This window comes from Nocardioides sp. P5_E3, assembly GCF_054049275.1.
Genome location: NZ_JBFUMR010000013.1, coordinates 1 through 16,107, shown reverse-complemented (window position 1 = coordinate 16,107; position 16,107 = coordinate 1). Strand labels below are relative to the sequence as shown.

Genomic DNA, 16,107 nt, shown 5'->3' with positions numbered 1-16,107 from the left:
CGGTCCGTGTCTCCGGCCAGAGTCCTCCGCGCCACGAGGCGCTGGCAAGGGCACGGTCCGCCGGTCCGGACCGGGAGGGCGTCAGCCGCGCAGGCGCACGGACAGGCAGGTGACGCAGCCCTCGAGCTTCTCGTACTCGGTGACGTCGACGGCGACCACCCGCAGCCCCCGATCCTCGTACAGGGCGCGCGTCCGGGGCGCCGCGGACGACATCAGCACGGTCGCCTCGTCGAGCAGCACCACGTGCGAGCCGGGCTCCTCCGGGACGCCGAGGAACGAGTCCCACACGGACGGGTCGTCGACGACCTCCTCCCACCCCACGACGGTGCCGTCGGGCAGTGCGGTGACCGCCGACTTCAGGTGCAGCGCCTTGGTCAGGGGTACGGCGACCACGGAGGCGCCCAGCGGTGCGAGGTGCGCGGCGAGCTGGTCGATGCCGGCCTGGTTGGTGCGCCCACCGAGGCCGACCCAGACCGTGCCGTCGTGCTTGAGGACGTCACCGCCGTCGAGCGTGCCGGGCGACTCGATGCGGGCGATCCGGAAGCCCAGGGCGCGCAGCGTCTGCTCGGTACCGGCGACCTCGGCCTTGCGCTCGTCGGCGCCGGGACGGGTGAGGACGGCCAGGTCGCCGTACATCACGACTGTGTCCTCGACGAAGACCGAGTCGGGGCAGTCCGGTGCCGGCGGGACCTCGATCGTCTCCCAGTCCTCGGCCTGCAGCGCGGCGACGTACGCCTCCCACTGGCGCTGCGCGAGGGCGACGTCGACCGGGACACGGTCGAGGTGGGTCAGCAGGTCTTCGGCGAGGCGGGGGCTGGGGCGGCGGACGAGGGCGCGACGGTTCACCCGCCGATCCTCCCAGCCCCGCCCGGGGCAGGCGACGTCAGTCGCGCGGGTCCTGCAGCAGGGCGACGACCTCGCGCCGCAGGACCTTGCCCATCGGGTTGGTCGGCAGCTCCTCGACGAACACCACCCGGCGCGGCACCTTGTAGGGCGTGAGGTCCTGCCGCGTGTGCGCCCGGAGCTCGTCCGGCTGCACCGGTACGCCCTCCACGAGCACGACGGCGGCGACGACCTCCTCGCCACCGTCCTCGTGAGGCAGGCCGACGACCGCCACGTCCACCACCCCGGCGTGCGTGCGGAGCACGGCCTCCACCTCGGAGGGGTAGACGTTGAACCCGCCGGTGATGATGACCTCCTTGATCCGGTCCACGATCGTCAGGAACCCGTCGGGCGACATGGTCACCACGTCGCCCGTGCGGAACCACCCGTCGTGGAACGCTGCCGCCGTCTCGTCCGGCAGGCCGCGATAGCCCGCGAAGACCTGCGGACCCCGCACCAGCAGCTCACCGCGCTCGCCCTGCGGCACTGCGCTGTCGAGGTCGTCCGGGTTCGCGATCCGGATCTCCACGTCGGGGAACGGCACCCCGATCGCACCCGGGCGGCGCGCGCCGGTCATCGGGTTGCCGACGATCACCGGCGACGTCTCGGTGAGGCCGTAGCCCTCCACGAGCAGCCCGCCCGTGACGGCCTCCCAGCGCTCGACGAGCGCAGCGGGCAGGGGCATCGCACCCGACAGGCCGTAGCGGATGCCCTTGATCGAGACGTTGCGGCGCTGCGACTCGTCGACGATGCGCTGGTAGAGCGGCGGCACCGCCGGCACGAAGCTCGGCACCTCGCGGGCGACGGCGTCCATGATCAGGCCGATCTCGGGCTTGGGCAGCAGCACCAGCTTGGCGGCGAGGGCCACGCCGAGCAGCACGCTCACCGTCACGCCGTAGGCATGGAACAGCGGCAGCGCCACCAGGAAGGACTCCTCGCCCTCCTTCAGTCCCGGCACCCAGGCGCGACCCTGCATCACGTTGGCGACGAGGTTGCGGTGCAGCAGCGGCACGCCCTTCGGCACGCCGGTCGTGCCGGAGGTGTAGAGCAGGAGCGCGACGTCGTCGCGGTGCGGTCGCGGGTGCGAGTCGTCCAGCGGAGCGGCGGAGGCCAGGTCGGCCCACTGCATGACCTGGGGCGCCGGTGCTGTCAGCTGCTCCCGGGCCGTGCGCGCCTTCGCGATCGGCAGGCGGAGCGCCAGCCGCTTGCGCCACGGGAGCCGGGTGGTCATGTCGACGGCGACCACGTGCTCGAGGGCCGAGCCGGCGACGAGCTCCTCGACGACCGGCACGACCTTGTCCCACACGATGGCGACCCGGGCGCCGTGGTCGACGAACGGGCGACGCAGCTCCGCCGCGGTGTAGAGCGGGTTGTGCTCGACGACGGCGGCGCCGAGGCGCAGCACCGCGAAGAAGGCGATGACGTTCTGCGGGCAGTTGGGCATCACCAGGGCGACGTTGTCGCCGGGACCTACGCCGAGCGCGTGCAGGCCGCCCGCCACGCGGCGTACCTCCTCGTCGACCTCGGCGTACGTCGACACCCGGCCCAGGAAGTCGACCGCGGGGCGATCGCCGTGGTGGCGCACTGCGTCGTCCCACAGGTCGAGCACCGTGGTGTCGCCGTAGTCGAGGTGCAGGGGCACGCCCGGGGCGTAGGAGTCTGCCCACGGGGGCTGCTGAGCCGGCACGGTGTTCCTCACGTCCATCGTCGCGGGAGGGGGCCGCGACGCTCCCAACGTATCGCTCGGAGCGGGTGCGGCTCCGCCCGGGCCGGAGGCCTCACAGCCCCGCGACGACCTCCGTGCCCTGCTTGATCGCCCGCTTGGCGTCGAGCTCGGCGGCCACGTCGGCGCCTCCGATGAGGTGCGCCTCCCGGCCGAGGCCGTCGTAGAGGTCGCGCACGGAGTCCTGGCCGGCGCACACGACGATCGTGTCGGCCTCGATCACGCGCGTGGCGCCGTCGACGGTGACGTGGAGGCCCGCGTCGTCGATGCGGTCGTACGTCGCCCCGCTGACCAGGGTCACCCGCGACTGCTTGAGCACCGCGCGGTGCGCCCAGCCGGACGTCTTGCCGAGCCCGATGCCGATCGGGGTGGTCTTTCGCTGCACCAGCGTCACCTCGCGCGCGGGCGTGCGCGGCTTGGCCTCGGTCAGCCCGCCCGCGGTCAGCGACGGGTCGCCGACGCCCCAGTGGGCCATCCAGTCGTCGAGGTCCTCCTCCTCGTGCGTGAGGAAGACGCTCACGTCGACGCCGATGCCACCCGCGCCGATCACCGCGACCCGCTTGCCCGGGACGACCGCGCCGCTCAGCACGTCGGCGTACGACGCCACGCTCGGGTGGTCGATGCCGGCGATCTCCGGGAGCCGCGGGGTGACGCCGGTCGAGACGATCACCTGGTCGAAACCGGCGAGGTCGTCGGCGGCGGCCTCCGTCGAGCGGCGTACGTCGACACCGAGGACCTCGAGGCGACGGGTGAAGTAGCGCAGGGTGTCGGCGAAGTCCTCCTTGCCGGGGACCGCCATCGCCAGGCGGAACTGGCCGCCGAGCTCGGGCGACTTCTCGAAGAGGGTCACGGCGAAGCCGCGCTCGGCTGCGCTGACGGCCGCGGCCAGGCCGGCCGGTCCGGCGCCGACGACGGCCACGGTCTGCTTGCGCAGTGTCGGCATGAGCACCAGCTCGGTCTCGTGGCAGGCGCGCGGGTTGACCAGGCAGGAGGCGCGCTCGTTGCTGAAGACGTGGTCGAGGCAGGCCTGGTTGCAGGCGATGCAGGTGTTGATCTCGTCGGCGCGCTCGTCCATCGCCTTCGCGACGAAGGCCGCGTCGGCCAGCAGCGGTCGCGCCATAGAGACGAGGTCGGCCTCGCCGGCGGCCAGGATGTCCTCGGCGAGCTCGGGGGTGTTGATCCGGTTCGAGGCGCAGACCGGGACGTCGACGACCTGCTTGAGCCGGGCCGTGTACGACCGCCAGGCGCCGCGCGGGACCTGCGTGATGATCGTCGGGACGCGCGCCTCGTGCCAGCCGATGCCGGTGTTGAAGACCGTGATGCCCGCGGCCTGCAGGTGCAGGGCGAGCTCGGCGGTCTCCTCCCAGGTCTGGCCGCCCTCGACCAGGTCGAGCAGGGAGATCCGATAGACGATCGGGAAGTCGTCGCCGACCAGCTCACGCGTTCGTCGTACGACCTCGACGGGGAAGTGCATGCGGCGCGCGGCCGACCCGCCCCACTGGTCGTCGCGGTCGTTGGTGCGGGCGGCGAGGAACTGGTTGATGAGGTAGCCCTCGGAGCCCATGATCTCGACGGCGTCGTAGCCGGCCTTCTTCGCGAGCGCGACGCTCCTGGCGAAGGCGGTCGCGGTGTGGTCGACCTCCTTGGTCGACATGGCGCTCGGCTTGAACGGCGTGATCGGCGACTTCTTGTCCGACGCGCTCTGCGACAGCGGGTGGTAGCCGTAGCGGCCGGCGTGCAGGACCTGCAGAGCGATCGCGCCGCCCGCGTCGTGGACGGCGCCGGTGATCCGCTCGTGCCGCTTCGCGTGGAGGCGGTTGGTCATCTCGGAGGCGAACGGCTTGAGCCAGCCACGCTTGGTCGGCGCGTAGCCGCCGGTGATGATCAGGCCGACACCCCCGCGCGCCCGCTCCTCGAAGAACGCTGCGAGCTTGTCGATGTCCCACGGGTGGTCCTCGAGCCCGGTGTGCATCGAGCCCATGACGACGCGGTTGCGGAGCGTCAGCGCGTCCGGCCCGTCGCCGAGGGTGATCGGCTCGAGCAGGTGGGGGTAGAGAGGGTGCGTCATGTCAGTCCTTCGCGTGGGCGTGCAGGTAGTCGGTGATCCAGTCGATCCAGAAGCGTTCGAGGCGGATGCCGCCGCGGAGCACCAGCCACTGGTCGAGCCCGGTCCCGTCGAGGGCGGCCGGGTCGGGGAACTGCTCGCGCTCGAGCCCCTCGTAGTGCGCGAGCCGGGTGGCGTGGTCGGCCCGGGCGTCCAGGAGGTTGGCGGCCAGCGCGGCGCGGTCGCCGTACGACGCCCCGCGCAGCTTGACCGCCAGCTCGCTCCGGAACGTCTCCATCGGCATCGGCGTGGCCAGCCACTCGGCCAGCACCCGCCGCCCCTCGGTCGACGGCGTGTGGACCCGCTTGTCGGGCCGGCCCTCCTGCTCGACGACCTCGACGCCCACCCAGCCGTCGGCCTCCATCCGCGCCAGCACGCGGTAGATCTGCTGGTGGGTGGCGTGCCAGAAGAACCCCAGCGACTTCTCGAACCGCCGGGTCAGCTCGAGCCCGCTCGCCGGGCGCTCGCTGAGCGCGACGAGGAGGGCGTGCTCGAGGGCCATGCGGCCATGGTGCCCGACCTATGCAACGAGTTGCAAGCCCATCCCGGGGTCACTTGCTGGCCGCGAGACGACCGTCGCGACCCTGACAGCGGCGGTGTCATGATCGGCGCATGACGTACGAGCTGGGGCAGGGGACCGGGCCGCTGCGGGGCGTGCGGGTGGTCGAGGTGGCGGGCATCGGGCCCGGGCCGCACGCGTGCATGCTGCTGGCCGACCTCGGTGCCGACGTGGTGCGGATCGACCGGCCGGGCGGCGGGATGTTCGCCAGCGGGCGGGCCGACGTGCTCAACCGCGGCCGGCCGAGCGTCGCGCTCGACCTCAAGCGGCCGGAGGCGATCGAGGCCGTGCTCGACCTCGTCGAGCGGGCCGACGTGCTCGTCGAGGGGATGCGCCCGGGCGCGATGGAGCGGCTCGGGCTCGGGCCGGACGCCTGCCACGCCCGCAACGAACGGCTGGTCGTCGGCCGGATGACGGGCTGGGGCCAGGACGGGCCGTGGAGCCAGGCCGCGGGCCACGACATGAACTACATCGGGATCACCGGCGCGCTCCACGGCCTCGGCCAGGACCGCGACCGGCCGCACTTCCCGGGCAACCTGCTCGGCGACTTCGGCGGTGGCTCGACGTACCTCGTCATCGGCATCCTCGCCGCGCTCCTCGAGGCGCGCACGAGCGGTCGGGGCCAGGTCGTCGACGCCGCGATCGTGGACGGCACGGCCCACCTCAACGCGATGGCGTCGACCTTCGCCGCCCTCGGCCTCGACACCGGCACGCGCCGCTCGGGACTGCTCGACGGCGGCACGCCCTGGTACGACGTCTACGAGACCGCCGACGGCCGGCACGTGAGCGTCGCGGCGCTCGAGCCGCAGTTCTGGGCCGCGCTCGTCGAGCGCATCGGCGTCGAGCTGCCCGACCGCGACGACCCTGCCAACCACGCCACCATCCGCGGAACCCTGATCAGGCGGTTCAAGGAGCGGACGCAGGCCGAGTGGGCCGAGGTCTTCGACGGCACGGACGCGTGTGTCGCGCCCGTCGTACCCCTCGCCGAGGCGCCCGCCCATCCGCACCTCGCGGCGCGTGGCACCTTCGTCGAGCGCGACGGCGTCACCCAGCCGGCGCCCGCGCCGCGCTTCTCGCGGACCGCGTCCACCATCAGCAGCGGGCCAGCGCTGCCGGGGGAGCACACCCGGGCGGCGCTCACCGCCTGGGGCATCGAGGACGTCGACGGACTGATCGCAGGCGGGGCCGCGGTGCAGGCGTGAGGCCCTTCCTCTTCCTCGGCACCCGCGCCGAGGACGACGTCGCCCAGCAGGAGTACGACGCCGTGCTCGCCGGCTGCGGCCTGCGGTCCGACGAGCTCGTGCGCGTCCGCCTCGAGGCAGGCCCGCTGGGGGAGGTCGACCTCGACGAGTGGTCCGGGATCATCCTCGGCGGCGGGCCCTACAACATGTCCGACCCCGAGGACGCGAAGTCGCCGGCCCAGCGCCGGGCCGAGGCCGACCTCAGCACCCTCGCGGCACGGGTGGTCGCGGCCGACGTCCCGTTCCTCGGCGCCTGCTACGGCATCGGCGTGCTCGGCATCCGGCCCGGCGGGGTCGTCGACCGGACCTTCGGCGAGCCCATCGGTGCGCTTCCAGTGCGACTCACCGACGCGGGCCGGGACGACCCGCTCTTCGGCGCGCTGCCGGCGGAGTTCACGGCGTACCTCGGTCACAAGGAGGCGGTCGCGCGGCTGCCCGACGGCGCGGTGCTGCTCGCCTCCACCGACACCTGCCCGGTCCACGCCTTCCGGATCGGCCGCAACGTCTACGCCACCCAGTTCCACCCCGAGCTCGACGCCGTCGCGATCTGCGACCGGATCGACGCCTACAGCGCCCACGGCTACTACGAGCCGCACGAGCAGGAGCACCTCAAGGCCGCCGCCCGCGAGGCGATGGTGACCGAGCCGGTGCGCCTGCTGGCGCGGTTCGTGGAGCTGTACGCGCGGACCTGAGGACTCTCGTAACTCACGGTTACGCTTGTCGCGTGACGACTGCCGAGCACGTCGACGTGCTGATCATCGGAGCCGGCCTGTCGGGCATCGGCGCCGCGGCCCACCTCGCCAAGGACCTGCCCGCGACATCGTACGCCGTCCTGGAGCGGCGCGAGGTCAGCGGCGGGACGTGGGACCTGTTCCGCTACCCGGGCGTGCGCTCCGACTCCGACATGCACACGCTGGGCTACCGGTTCCGGCCCTGGCGCGGCGACACCGCCCTCGCCGACGGCGCCTCGATCCTCGACTACCTCCGCGACACGGCGCGCGAGTACGGCGTGGACCGCCACGTCCGCTACGGCCACCGCGTCGTCGCGGCCGACTGGGACTCGAGCGCCGCGCGGTGGACGGTGACCTCCGAGGTCGGCGGGGAGCGGCGCACGACGACCGCCGACTTCCTGTGGGCGTGCAGCGGCTACTACGACTACGACGCGGGCTACACGCCGCACTTCGAGGGCCAGGAACGCTTCGGCGGCCAAGTGGTCCACCCGCAGCACTGGCCCGACGACCTCGACGCCACGGGGAAGCGCGTCGTCGTCATCGGCTCCGGCGCGACCGCCGTCACCCTCGTGCCCGCCCTCGCCGCGGGCGGCGCCGCGCACGTCACGATGCTGCAGCGCTCACCGACGTACGTCCTCTCGGTGCCGGCCAGGGACGCGGTGACGGGGCGGCTGACGCGGCTCGTCGGCGAGGAGCGGTCGTTCGTCGCGACGCGGTGGAAGAACATCGCGCTGCAGTCCGCGCTCTACCGCGTGAGCCGGAAGCGCCCGGACCTCGTGCGCCGCCTCGTCCGCAGGACCAACGTCGCCCAGCTCCCGCCCGGCTACGCCGTCGACACCCACTTCAACCCGAGCTACGACCCGTGGGACCAGCGGATGTGCCTGGTGCCGGACGGCGACCTGTTCCGCGCCATCAGTGACGGCCGGGCGGACGTGGTCACCGGCCGCATCGCCACCTTCACCGAGACCGGCCTCGAGCTGGAGTCGGGGGAGCGGCTCGAGGCCGACGTCGTCGTCACCGCGACCGGCCTCAACCTGCAGGTGTTCGGCGGCGCCGAGCTCAGTGTGGACGGCGAGCCGGTCGAGCCGAGCCGGACCATGGCCTACCGCGCGATGATGCTCTCGGGCGTGCCCAACTTCGCCTTCACCAWCGGCTACACGAACGCCTCGTGGACGCTCAAGGCCGACCTCGTCGGGGAGTACGTCGTGCGGCTGCTCGAGCGGTTGCGGTCGACCGGCACCCGGTCGGTCGTCCCGGTTCGCGACCCGGACGTCGAGGAGGTGCCGCTGATGGACTTCGACGCCGGCTACGTGCAGCGGGTGGTCCACACGCTGCCCCGGCAGGGCACGCAGGCCCCGTGGTCGCTCAGGCAGAACTACCTCCACGACGCGCGGACGATCCGGCGGGCGCGCCTCGACGACGGGGTGCTGCGCTGGTCGTGAGCGGGACAATTGTGGAAGCGCTCCCACATTTCTGGGACGCCATGTGCCGCGACCGTTGACAGGTGGATGTGACCGCCGTCATAGTTGCAGCCGGACGGAAGTGGAAGCGCTCTCACACCGCTCACGTCCACCTTCCAGCCGGGCAGCTAGTCCGGCGGCCCAGGACGGCAGGAGTGCAGTGGTGCAGACATCGAAGACCCGGCGATTCCGACTCGCCTCGAGCGCGCTGATGGCGCTCACCCTTGCGACGACCGCGGCCGCGTGCGGCGGCGGTGACGACGACGGCGCGAGTGCGGACGGCACGACCACGATCAGCGTGGCGACCTTCAACGAGTTCGGCTACGAGGACCTCATCGACGAGTGGAACGCCGCCAACGACGACATCAAGATCAAGCAGGTGAAGGTCGGCACCTGGGACGACGCCAAGGCCAACCTCTACACCAAGCTCGCGGCCGGCTCGGGGCTGTCCGACATCGAGGCCATCGAGGGTGACGCGATGCCTGCGATCCTGGCCGAGAGCGATGCGTTCACCGACCTCTCCGACACCGAGGTCGAGGGCCGCTGGCTGGACTGGGTATCCACGAAGGCCACCAACGCCGACGGCCAGATGATCGGCTACGCCACCGACATCGGCCCCGAGGGCATCTGCTACCGCTCCGACCTGTTCAAGAAGGCGGGCCTCCCCACCGACCGCGAGGAGGTCGCGGGGCTGATGGGCACGTGGGACGACTACTTCGCCACTGGTGAGGACTTCGTCAAGAAGGTGCCGGACACCGCCTGGTACGACTCCTCGGGCGGCCTCGCCCAGGCGATGCTCAACCAGGTGGCGAACCCCTTCGAGACCGACGACAACACCGTCGACGTGGAGAACCCCGAGCTCGAGGCCGTCTACGACACCGTCACCGGCAACATCGAGAAGGGCCTGTCCACCACGCTTCCCCAGTGGGGCGACGACTGGACCGCGTCCTTCCAGAACGACGGCTTCGCCACGATGGCCTGCCCGGGCTGGATGCTCGGCGTGGTCGAGGGCAACGCCGAGGGCGTCGAGGGCTGGGACTTCGCCAACGTCTTCCCCGGAGGCGGCGGCAACTGGGGCGGCTCGTTCCTGACCGTGCCCTCGCAGGGCGAGAACACCGAGGAGGCCAAGGAGGTCGCCGCCTGGCTGACCGCGCCGGAGCAACAGGTCAAGGCGTTCGCCGCCAAGGGGACCTTCCCCAGCCAGGTGGACGCGCTCGAGTCCACCGAGGTCACCGGGGCCACCAACGCGTTCTTCAACGACGCGCCCACCGGTGAGATCCTCGCCGAGCGCGCCAAGGCGGTCACCGTCCAGCCCTACAAGGGTCCCAAGTACTCCGACATCCTGCAGGCCTTCCAGGCGGCGATCCTCCGCGTGGACGACGGCTCGCAGGACCCCGAGCAGTCGTGGGACCAGTTCCTGACCGACGTCGAGTCGCTGGGCTGACGGGCCCGGGCACCCCACGACCGAACGGCGCGACGTGACCACTCACCTCCCCACGCGGGGTGGCGACACCGAGCAGGTGTCGCCGCCCCGGCCGGCCGCCCCAGCCGGCCGACGCGAGGCCCCGCAGTGGCGGCAGCGGCTGAGCCGGATGGACCACCGGTTCTCGCCCTACCTCTACGTCGCGCCGTTCTTCGTGCTGTTCCTCGTGGTCGGCATGTTCCCGCTGGCCTACACGGCATGGGTGTCGGTGCACGACTGGAGCCTGCTCGGCGGCAAGGGCGACTACGTCGGCCTCGACAACTTCCGCGAGGTGCTGGCCAACCCCTACTTCACCAAGCAGCTGGTCAACACGATCAGCATCTTCCTCATCTCCTCGGTGCCCCAGATCCTCATCGCCCTCGTCGTCGCCGCGCTGCTCGACAACCAGCTCCGGGCACGCACGGCGTGGCGGATGAGCGTCCTGCTGCCGTTCGTGGTCTCGCCGGTCGCCGTCGCGATCATCTTCGGCAGCCTCTACGGCGACCGCTACGGCCTCGTCAACGAGGTCCTCGGCCTGGTGGGCATCGACCCCGTCGCCTGGCACACCAACCGGTGGGCCAGCCACGTCGCGATCGCGACGATGGTCAACTGGCGCTGGACCGGCTACAACGCGCTGATCTTCCTCGCCGCGATGCAGGCGGTCCCGCGCGAGCTCTACGAGTCGGCGGCCATCGACGGTGCCGGCCGGATCCGCCAGCTCGTCTCCATCACGGTGCCGATGATCCGTCCCACGATGATCTTCGTCATCGTCACCTCGACCATCGGTGGGCTGCAGATCTTCGCCGAGCCCCGCCTCTTCGACGACACCAATGCGCGCAACGGCGGAAGTGACCGCCAGTTCGGCACGATCACCATGCTGATCTACGACTTCGGCTGGCAGCTGCGAGACCTCGGGCGAGCGTCGGCCACCGCCTGGTTGCTCTTCCTGGTGATCTGCGCCTTCGCCGTCCTCAACTTCGTGCTCCTGCGGCGAGTGGGCGTGCTCGGGGGGAAGCGATGAGCCGCCGGCCCGGGTTCCTCGCCTACGGCCTGCTGATCGCCTTCGCGTTCGGCTCGGCCGCCCCCCTCTACTGGTCCTTCCTGCTGGGCTCGCAGACCAAGGAGGTCGCGGCCCAGGGCATCCCACCGCTCCTGCCGGGTGGCCACTTCATGGCCAACGCCCAGCGCGCGATGGACTCCATCCCCTTCTGGAAGGCCCTGGGCAACAGCCTCCTCGTCTCGACGGTGACCGCCTGCTCGGTGGTGTTCTTCTGCACGCTGGCCGGCTACGCCTTCGCCAAGCTGAGGTTCCGTGGCCGAGGGCCGCTGCTGGTCTTCGTCATCGCCACGATGGCCGTGCCCACCCAGCTCGGAGTGGTCCCGCTCTTCATCCTCATGTCCAAGCTGGGCTGGGCGGGCAGCACCTTCTCGGTCATGATCCCGTGGCTCGTGACGGCGTTCGGCGTGTTCTTCATGCGCCAGTACCTCGTCGACGCCGTGCCGGACGAGCTCATCGAGGCCGCGCGGATGGACGGGTGCTCGCAGATCCGCGTGTTCTGGACCGTCGCCGTCCCCGCCGCGCGGCCCGCTGCGGCGATCCTGTGGCTGTTCACCTTCATGCAGGTGTGGACCGACTTCTTCTGGCCGCTCATCGCGCTGCCGCCCGACAACCCCACCATCCAGGTGGCGCTCAACCAGCTGCAGAGCGGGTACTTCAAGGACTTCAGCCTGGTCCTCGCCGGGACCACCCTGGCCACCATCCCGCTCCTCGTCCTGTTCGTCGTCGCCGGCCGCCAGCTCGTGTCCGGCATCATGCAAGGAGCCGTCAAGGGATGACCACCCACACCACGCCCGCCGCCACCGTCGAGTCGACGCCCCGAGCGCACTTCGCGCACGACTTCGTGTGGGGGATGGCGACCGCGTCCTACCAGATCGAGGGCGCCGTCGCCGAGGACGGACGTACGCCGTCGATCTGGGACACGTTCTCCCGCATCCCCGGTGCCGTGCTCAACGACGACACCGGCGACGTGGCCTGCGAGCACTACCACCGGATGCCGTCCGACGTGGCCCTGCTCGCCGACCTCGGCGCGACGTCGTACCGCTTCTCCGTGGCGTGGCCGCGCGTGCGCCCCGACGCCGGACCGGTCAACGCAGCCGGGCTCGCGTTCTACGACCGGCTCGTCGACGAGCTGCTCGGCCACGGGATCGCGCCGTGGCTGACGCTCTACCACTGGGACCTGCCGCAGGTGCTCGAGGACGCCGGCGGCTGGACCAACCGCGACACCGTCCACCGGTTCGTCGAGTACGCCGTCTCGGTGCACGAGGCGCTCGGCGACCGGGTGCCGACGTGGACCACCCTCAACGAGCCGTGGTGCTCGGCCTTCCTCGGCTACTCCGCGGGCCACCACGCGCCGGGTCGCCAGGAGGGGGCCGCCGGTCTCGTCGCCGGTCACCACCTGCTGCTCGCGCACGGCCTCGCGACGCAGGAGCTGCGCAGCCGCGGCGCCGACCGGCTCGGGCTGAGCCTCAACCTCACGGTGCCCGACCCGAGCGACGGAGGCGACCCGGTCGACGTCGACGCCGCCCGCCGGATCGACGGGATGCACAACCGGTTCTTCCTCGACCCGATCTTCCGCGGCGCCTACCCCGTCGACGTGCTCGAGGACACCGCCGACCGGACGTGGCAGGACCGGCCCTGGCTCGACGTGGTGCGCGACGGCGACCTGGACGTCATCTCGGCCCCGATCGACGTGCTGGGCGTGAACTACTACCACGGCAACGAGGTCTCGGGTCACCCGCGCACGGACGTCGTCGGCATCGGCGCCGACCACCCCGCCCGGGTCGCGCTCTCGCCGTTCCCCGGCTCCGAGCACGTCACCTTCCCCAGCCGCGGGCTGCCGCTGACCGCCATGGGGTGGGAGATCCAGCCCGACGGCCTCCACCGGTTGCTGCGCCGGCTCCACGACGACTACCCGCACCTGCCGATCTACCTCACCGAGACCGGCGCGGCCTTCGACGACCGGCTCGACGAGCACGGACAGGTGCACGACCCCGACCGGATCGCGTTCCTCGACTCCTACCTGCGTGCGGTGCACCGGGCGATCGACGAGGGCGTCGACGTCCGCGGGTTCTTCCAGTGGTCGTTCTACGACAACTTCGAGTGGGCCTTCGGCTACGCCAAGCGCTTCGGGCTCGTCCACGTCGACTACGCGACGCAGCGGCGTACGCCGAAGTCGAGCGCCCACTGGTACGCCGAGCTCGCCCGCACCGGGACCCTGCCCGCGCCACCAGCCGTGGACCACTAGCGTGGCGCGAGTGACCACCCCGCGCAGCCCTGTGAGCGCGGGTCAGCCCACCCTCGACGAGGTGGCCCGGGTCGCAGGCGTCTCGCGCGCCACGGCGTCCCGTGCCATCAACGGCGGCCAGCGCGTCAGCGCGCGCGCCCAGTCGGCCGTCGACACGGCGGTGCGCACCCTGGGCTACGTCCCCAACCCGGCGGCGCGCAGCCTGGTCACGCGGCGTACGGACTCGATCGCCGTGGTCGTCCCCGAGCCCGACGACCGCGTCTTCTCCGACCCGTTCTTCGCCGGCACGCTGCGCGGCGTGACCCGGGTGCTGGGCGAGCGCGACATCCAGCTGGTGCTGCTGCTGGCCCGCCCCGGCGCGTCGACGGCACGCACCCTGCGCTACCTGACCAACCGCCACGTCGACGGCGCCCTGGTCGTCTCCCACCACCGCGACGACCGGCTCGCCGAGCACCTCGCCGACATCGGCCTGCCCTGCGTCTTCGGCGGTCGTCCCTGGACCGGCGGCGACCGGGTGGCCTACGTCGACGTCGACAACGTGGCGGGCGAGCGCGAGGCGACCGAGGCCCTGATCGCCCGCGGCTGCACGCGGATCGGCACCATCGCCGGGCCTGCCGACATGACGGCCTCCGAGGACCGGATCGCCGGCTGGCGCCAGGCGATGTCGACGGCCGGGCTGGCCGCCGACGCGGTCGAGCACGGCGACTTCACCGAGGCCAGCGGCGAGGCCGCGGCCCGGGCGCTCATGGAGCGCCACCCCGACATCGACGGCCTCGTGGTCGCCTCCGACCTGATGGCCGCCGGCGCACTGAAGGTCCTCGCCGAGCTCGGTCGCCGTGTGCCCGACGACATCGCCGTCGTCGGCTTCGACGACCTGGGCGTCGCCGAGCGCACCTCGCCGGCCCTGACCACCGTCCGGCAGCCGGTCGACGAGATGGCCGAGCGCGCGACCCGGCTGCTCCTCGAGCGCGTCGACGAGCCCGGCTCCAGTCGCCCGATGCGGGTGATCATCCCGCCGACGCTGATCCGGCGCGCCAGCGCCTGAGTCACGACTCACACGGCAATCGATTCGCGGGAACACCACCAGTCCCACTAGCGTTGTGCCCACAGACGTCCGGCCGGTCTTGCCCCGGACGCAGGTTCCCTCCGGGGAACCCTCCCTCACAACTGAGGCACGTATGCCGCGCAATCGCAGAACGACCAGCGCGGCTCACGGTGGCGAGACGCCAACCGAAAGCAGTCACATGACCTTCGCCGACCTCGGCGTACCGTCCTCGCTCGTCCAGATCCTCGAGCAGCAGGGCATCACCACTCCCACTCCGATCCAGGCCGCGACGCTGCCCGACAGCCTCGCCGGCCGTGACGTCCTCGGCCGTGGCCGCACCGGCTCCGGCAAGACGTACGCCTTCCTCCTCCCGCTGGTCGCCCGCCTCGACGCGTCGAAGCTCCCGGCCATGCCGCGCAAGCCGCGCGCGCTGATCCTTGCGCCGACCCGCGAGCTGGTCGGCCAGATCCACGCCGCCCTCCTGCCGCTGGCCAAGGCCGCCGGCCTGTCGACCGTCGTCGTCTACGGCGGCGTCGGCCAGAACCCGCAGGTCACCGCGCTCAAGAAGGGCGTCGACATCGTCCTCGCCTGCCCGGGCCGGCTCGAGGACCTCATGGGCCAGGGCTACGCCGACCTGTCCGCGGTCGAGATCACCATCCTCGACGAGGCCGACCACATGGCTGACCTGGGCTTCCTGCCCGGTGTGCGGCGCATCATGGACAAGACCCCGCAGTCCGGCCAGCGGATGCTCTTCTCCGCCACACTCGACAAGGCGATCGACGTCCTGGTCAAGCGGTTCCTGACCAACGCGGTCACCCACGAGGCCGACTCGGCGCAGTCGCCGGTCTCCACGATGTCGCACCACGTGCTGCACGTCTCGCGTGACCAGCGCGTGCCGGTGCTCGTAGACCTGACGAGCGCGCCCGGTCGCACGGTGGTCTTCACCCGCACCAAGCACGGCGCCAAGGCGCTGGCCCGCCAGCTCAACAAGAGCGGCGTACCCTCGGTCGACCTCCACGGCAACCTCAGCCAGAACGCGCGCACGCGCAACATGGAGATGTTCCACTCCGGCAAGGCCACGACGCTGGTCGCGACCGACATCGCCGCTCGCGGCATCCACGTCGACGACGTGGCCCTGGTGATCCACGCCGACCCGCCGACCGAGCACAAGGCATACCTGCACCGCTCCGGTCGTACGGCCCGCGCCGGCGCCGAAGGCACCGTGATCACCCTGATGACCGACGAGCAGCAGCGCGACGTGCGCGACCTGACCCGTCAGGCCGGCATCAAGCCGACCACCACCAAGGTCAGCGGCCCGGGTCACGCGATGCTCGTCCAGCTCGCCCCCGGTGAGCGCAGCACCCCCGGTGGCCTCGTCGTCGAGGTGCCCACCTCGGGCGGCGGCGGTCGTTCGACCGGCGCCAACGCCCAGCGCAAGCGGGCTCGCAGCCAGGGCCAGACCAACGGCCAGTCGCGGCGCGGCAACCCGACCAGCTACACCAGCGAGACCCCCAGCGGCTCGTCCACCGGCGGCGGCCAGCGTCGTCGCTCCGGCGGCGGCCAGGGCGGCGGCCAGGGCGGCTCCAGGGCGGCTC

13 protein-coding genes are annotated in these 16,107 nt (G+C 71.9%); 9 read left to right on the top strand and 4 right to left on the bottom strand.

The features are described from left to right. Positions 1-81: 81 nt before the first annotated feature. The 4 genes from ddaH to ACXJKB_RS10035 form a co-directional block, all read right to left on the bottom strand. Complete coding sequence (gene ddaH / locus ACXJKB_RS10050) at positions 82-846, bottom strand: dimethylargininase (RefSeq protein ID WP_457187901.1); 765 nt, start codon at positions 844-846, stop codon at positions 82-84. 37 nt (positions 847-883) lie between these two features. Continuing rightward, a complete protein-coding gene (locus ACXJKB_RS10045; protein WP_457187899.1) occupies positions 884-2,581 on the bottom strand; it encodes a long-chain-fatty-acid--CoA ligase in 1,698 nt (565 codons plus the stop codon). A gap of 79 nt (positions 2,582-2,660) precedes the next feature. Continuing rightward, positions 2,661-4,673, bottom strand: coding sequence for an NADPH-dependent 2,4-dienoyl-CoA reductase (locus tag ACXJKB_RS10040; RefSeq protein ID WP_457187897.1), 2,013 nt, complete (start codon positions 4,671-4,673; stop codon positions 2,661-2,663). Between the two features lies 1 nt (position 4,674). Then, positions 4,675-5,211, bottom strand: a complete 537-nt coding sequence (locus ACXJKB_RS10035; RefSeq protein ID WP_457187895.1) for a PadR family transcriptional regulator — start codon at positions 5,209-5,211, stop codon at positions 4,675-4,677. A gap of 110 nt (positions 5,212-5,321) precedes the next feature. Here ACXJKB_RS10035 and ACXJKB_RS10030 point away from each other — a divergent pair, with 110 nt between their 5' ends. The 9 genes from ACXJKB_RS10030 to ACXJKB_RS09990 form a co-directional block, all read left to right on the top strand. Next, positions 5,322-6,470, top strand: coding sequence for a CaiB/BaiF CoA transferase family protein (locus tag ACXJKB_RS10030; protein WP_457187893.1), 1,149 nt, complete (start codon positions 5,322-5,324; stop codon positions 6,468-6,470). Continuing rightward, the gene (locus ACXJKB_RS10025; RefSeq protein WP_457187891.1) at positions 6,467-7,201 is read left to right on the top strand and encodes a glutamine amidotransferase; all 735 of its coding nucleotides are present in this window, start codon (positions 6,467-6,469) and stop codon (positions 7,199-7,201) included. The genes ACXJKB_RS10030 and ACXJKB_RS10025 overlap by 4 nt, the downstream gene beginning before the upstream one ends. 32 nt (positions 7,202-7,233) lie before the next feature. Further along, positions 7,234-8,682 carry a flavin-containing monooxygenase gene (locus ACXJKB_RS10020; protein WP_457187889.1) on the top strand — a complete coding sequence of 483 codons (1,449 nt, stop codon included), beginning with the start codon at positions 7,234-7,236 and terminating at the stop codon, positions 8,680-8,682. A gap of 181 nt (positions 8,683-8,863) precedes the next feature. Then, complete coding sequence (locus tag ACXJKB_RS10015; protein ID WP_457187887.1) at positions 8,864-10,144, top strand: ABC transporter substrate-binding protein; 1,281 nt, start codon at positions 8,864-8,866, stop codon at positions 10,142-10,144. 34 nt (positions 10,145-10,178) lie between these two features. Continuing rightward, positions 10,179-11,183: a carbohydrate ABC transporter permease gene (locus ACXJKB_RS10010; RefSeq protein WP_457187884.1), complete on the top strand. Its 1,005-nt coding sequence runs from the start codon at positions 10,179-10,181 to the stop codon at positions 11,181-11,183. After that, positions 11,180-11,998, top strand: a complete 819-nt coding sequence (locus ACXJKB_RS10005; RefSeq protein ID WP_457187882.1) for a carbohydrate ABC transporter permease — start codon at positions 11,180-11,182, stop codon at positions 11,996-11,998. Before ACXJKB_RS10010 ends, ACXJKB_RS10005 begins: the two co-directional genes overlap by 4 nt. Beyond that, positions 11,995-13,467, top strand: a complete 1,473-nt coding sequence (locus tag ACXJKB_RS10000) for a GH1 family beta-glucosidase (RefSeq protein WP_457187880.1) — start codon at positions 11,995-11,997, stop codon at positions 13,465-13,467. The genes ACXJKB_RS10005 and ACXJKB_RS10000 overlap by 4 nt, the downstream gene beginning before the upstream one ends. Before the next feature lie 10 nt (positions 13,468-13,477). Beyond that, complete coding sequence (locus ACXJKB_RS09995) at positions 13,478-14,512, top strand: LacI family DNA-binding transcriptional regulator (RefSeq protein ID WP_457187878.1); 1,035 nt, start codon at positions 13,478-13,480, stop codon at positions 14,510-14,512. 199 nt (positions 14,513-14,711) lie between these two features. Further along, positions 14,712-16,107, top strand: a 1,396-nt coding sequence (locus tag ACXJKB_RS09990; protein ID WP_457187876.1) for a DEAD/DEAH box helicase, incomplete at its 3' end; no start/stop codon positions are given.

Coding starts and splice junctions, on each gene's coding strand:
- ACXJKB_RS10005 (WP_457187882.1), top strand. CDS start 11,180: ATGAGCCGCCGGCCCGGGTTCCTCGCCTACGGCCTGCTGATCGCCTTC.
- ACXJKB_RS10000 (WP_457187880.1), top strand. CDS start 11,995: ATGACCACCCACACCACGCCCGCCGCCACCGTCGAGTCGACGCCCCGA.
- ACXJKB_RS10040 (WP_457187897.1), bottom strand. CDS start 4,673: ATGACGCACCCTCTCTACCCCCACCTGCTCGAGCCGATCACCCTCGGC.
- ACXJKB_RS10035 (WP_457187895.1), bottom strand. CDS start 5,211: ATGGCCCTCGAGCACGCCCTCCTCGTCGCGCTCAGCGAGCGCCCGGCG.
- ACXJKB_RS10030 (WP_457187893.1), top strand. CDS start 5,322: ATGACGTACGAGCTGGGGCAGGGGACCGGGCCGCTGCGGGGCGTGCGG.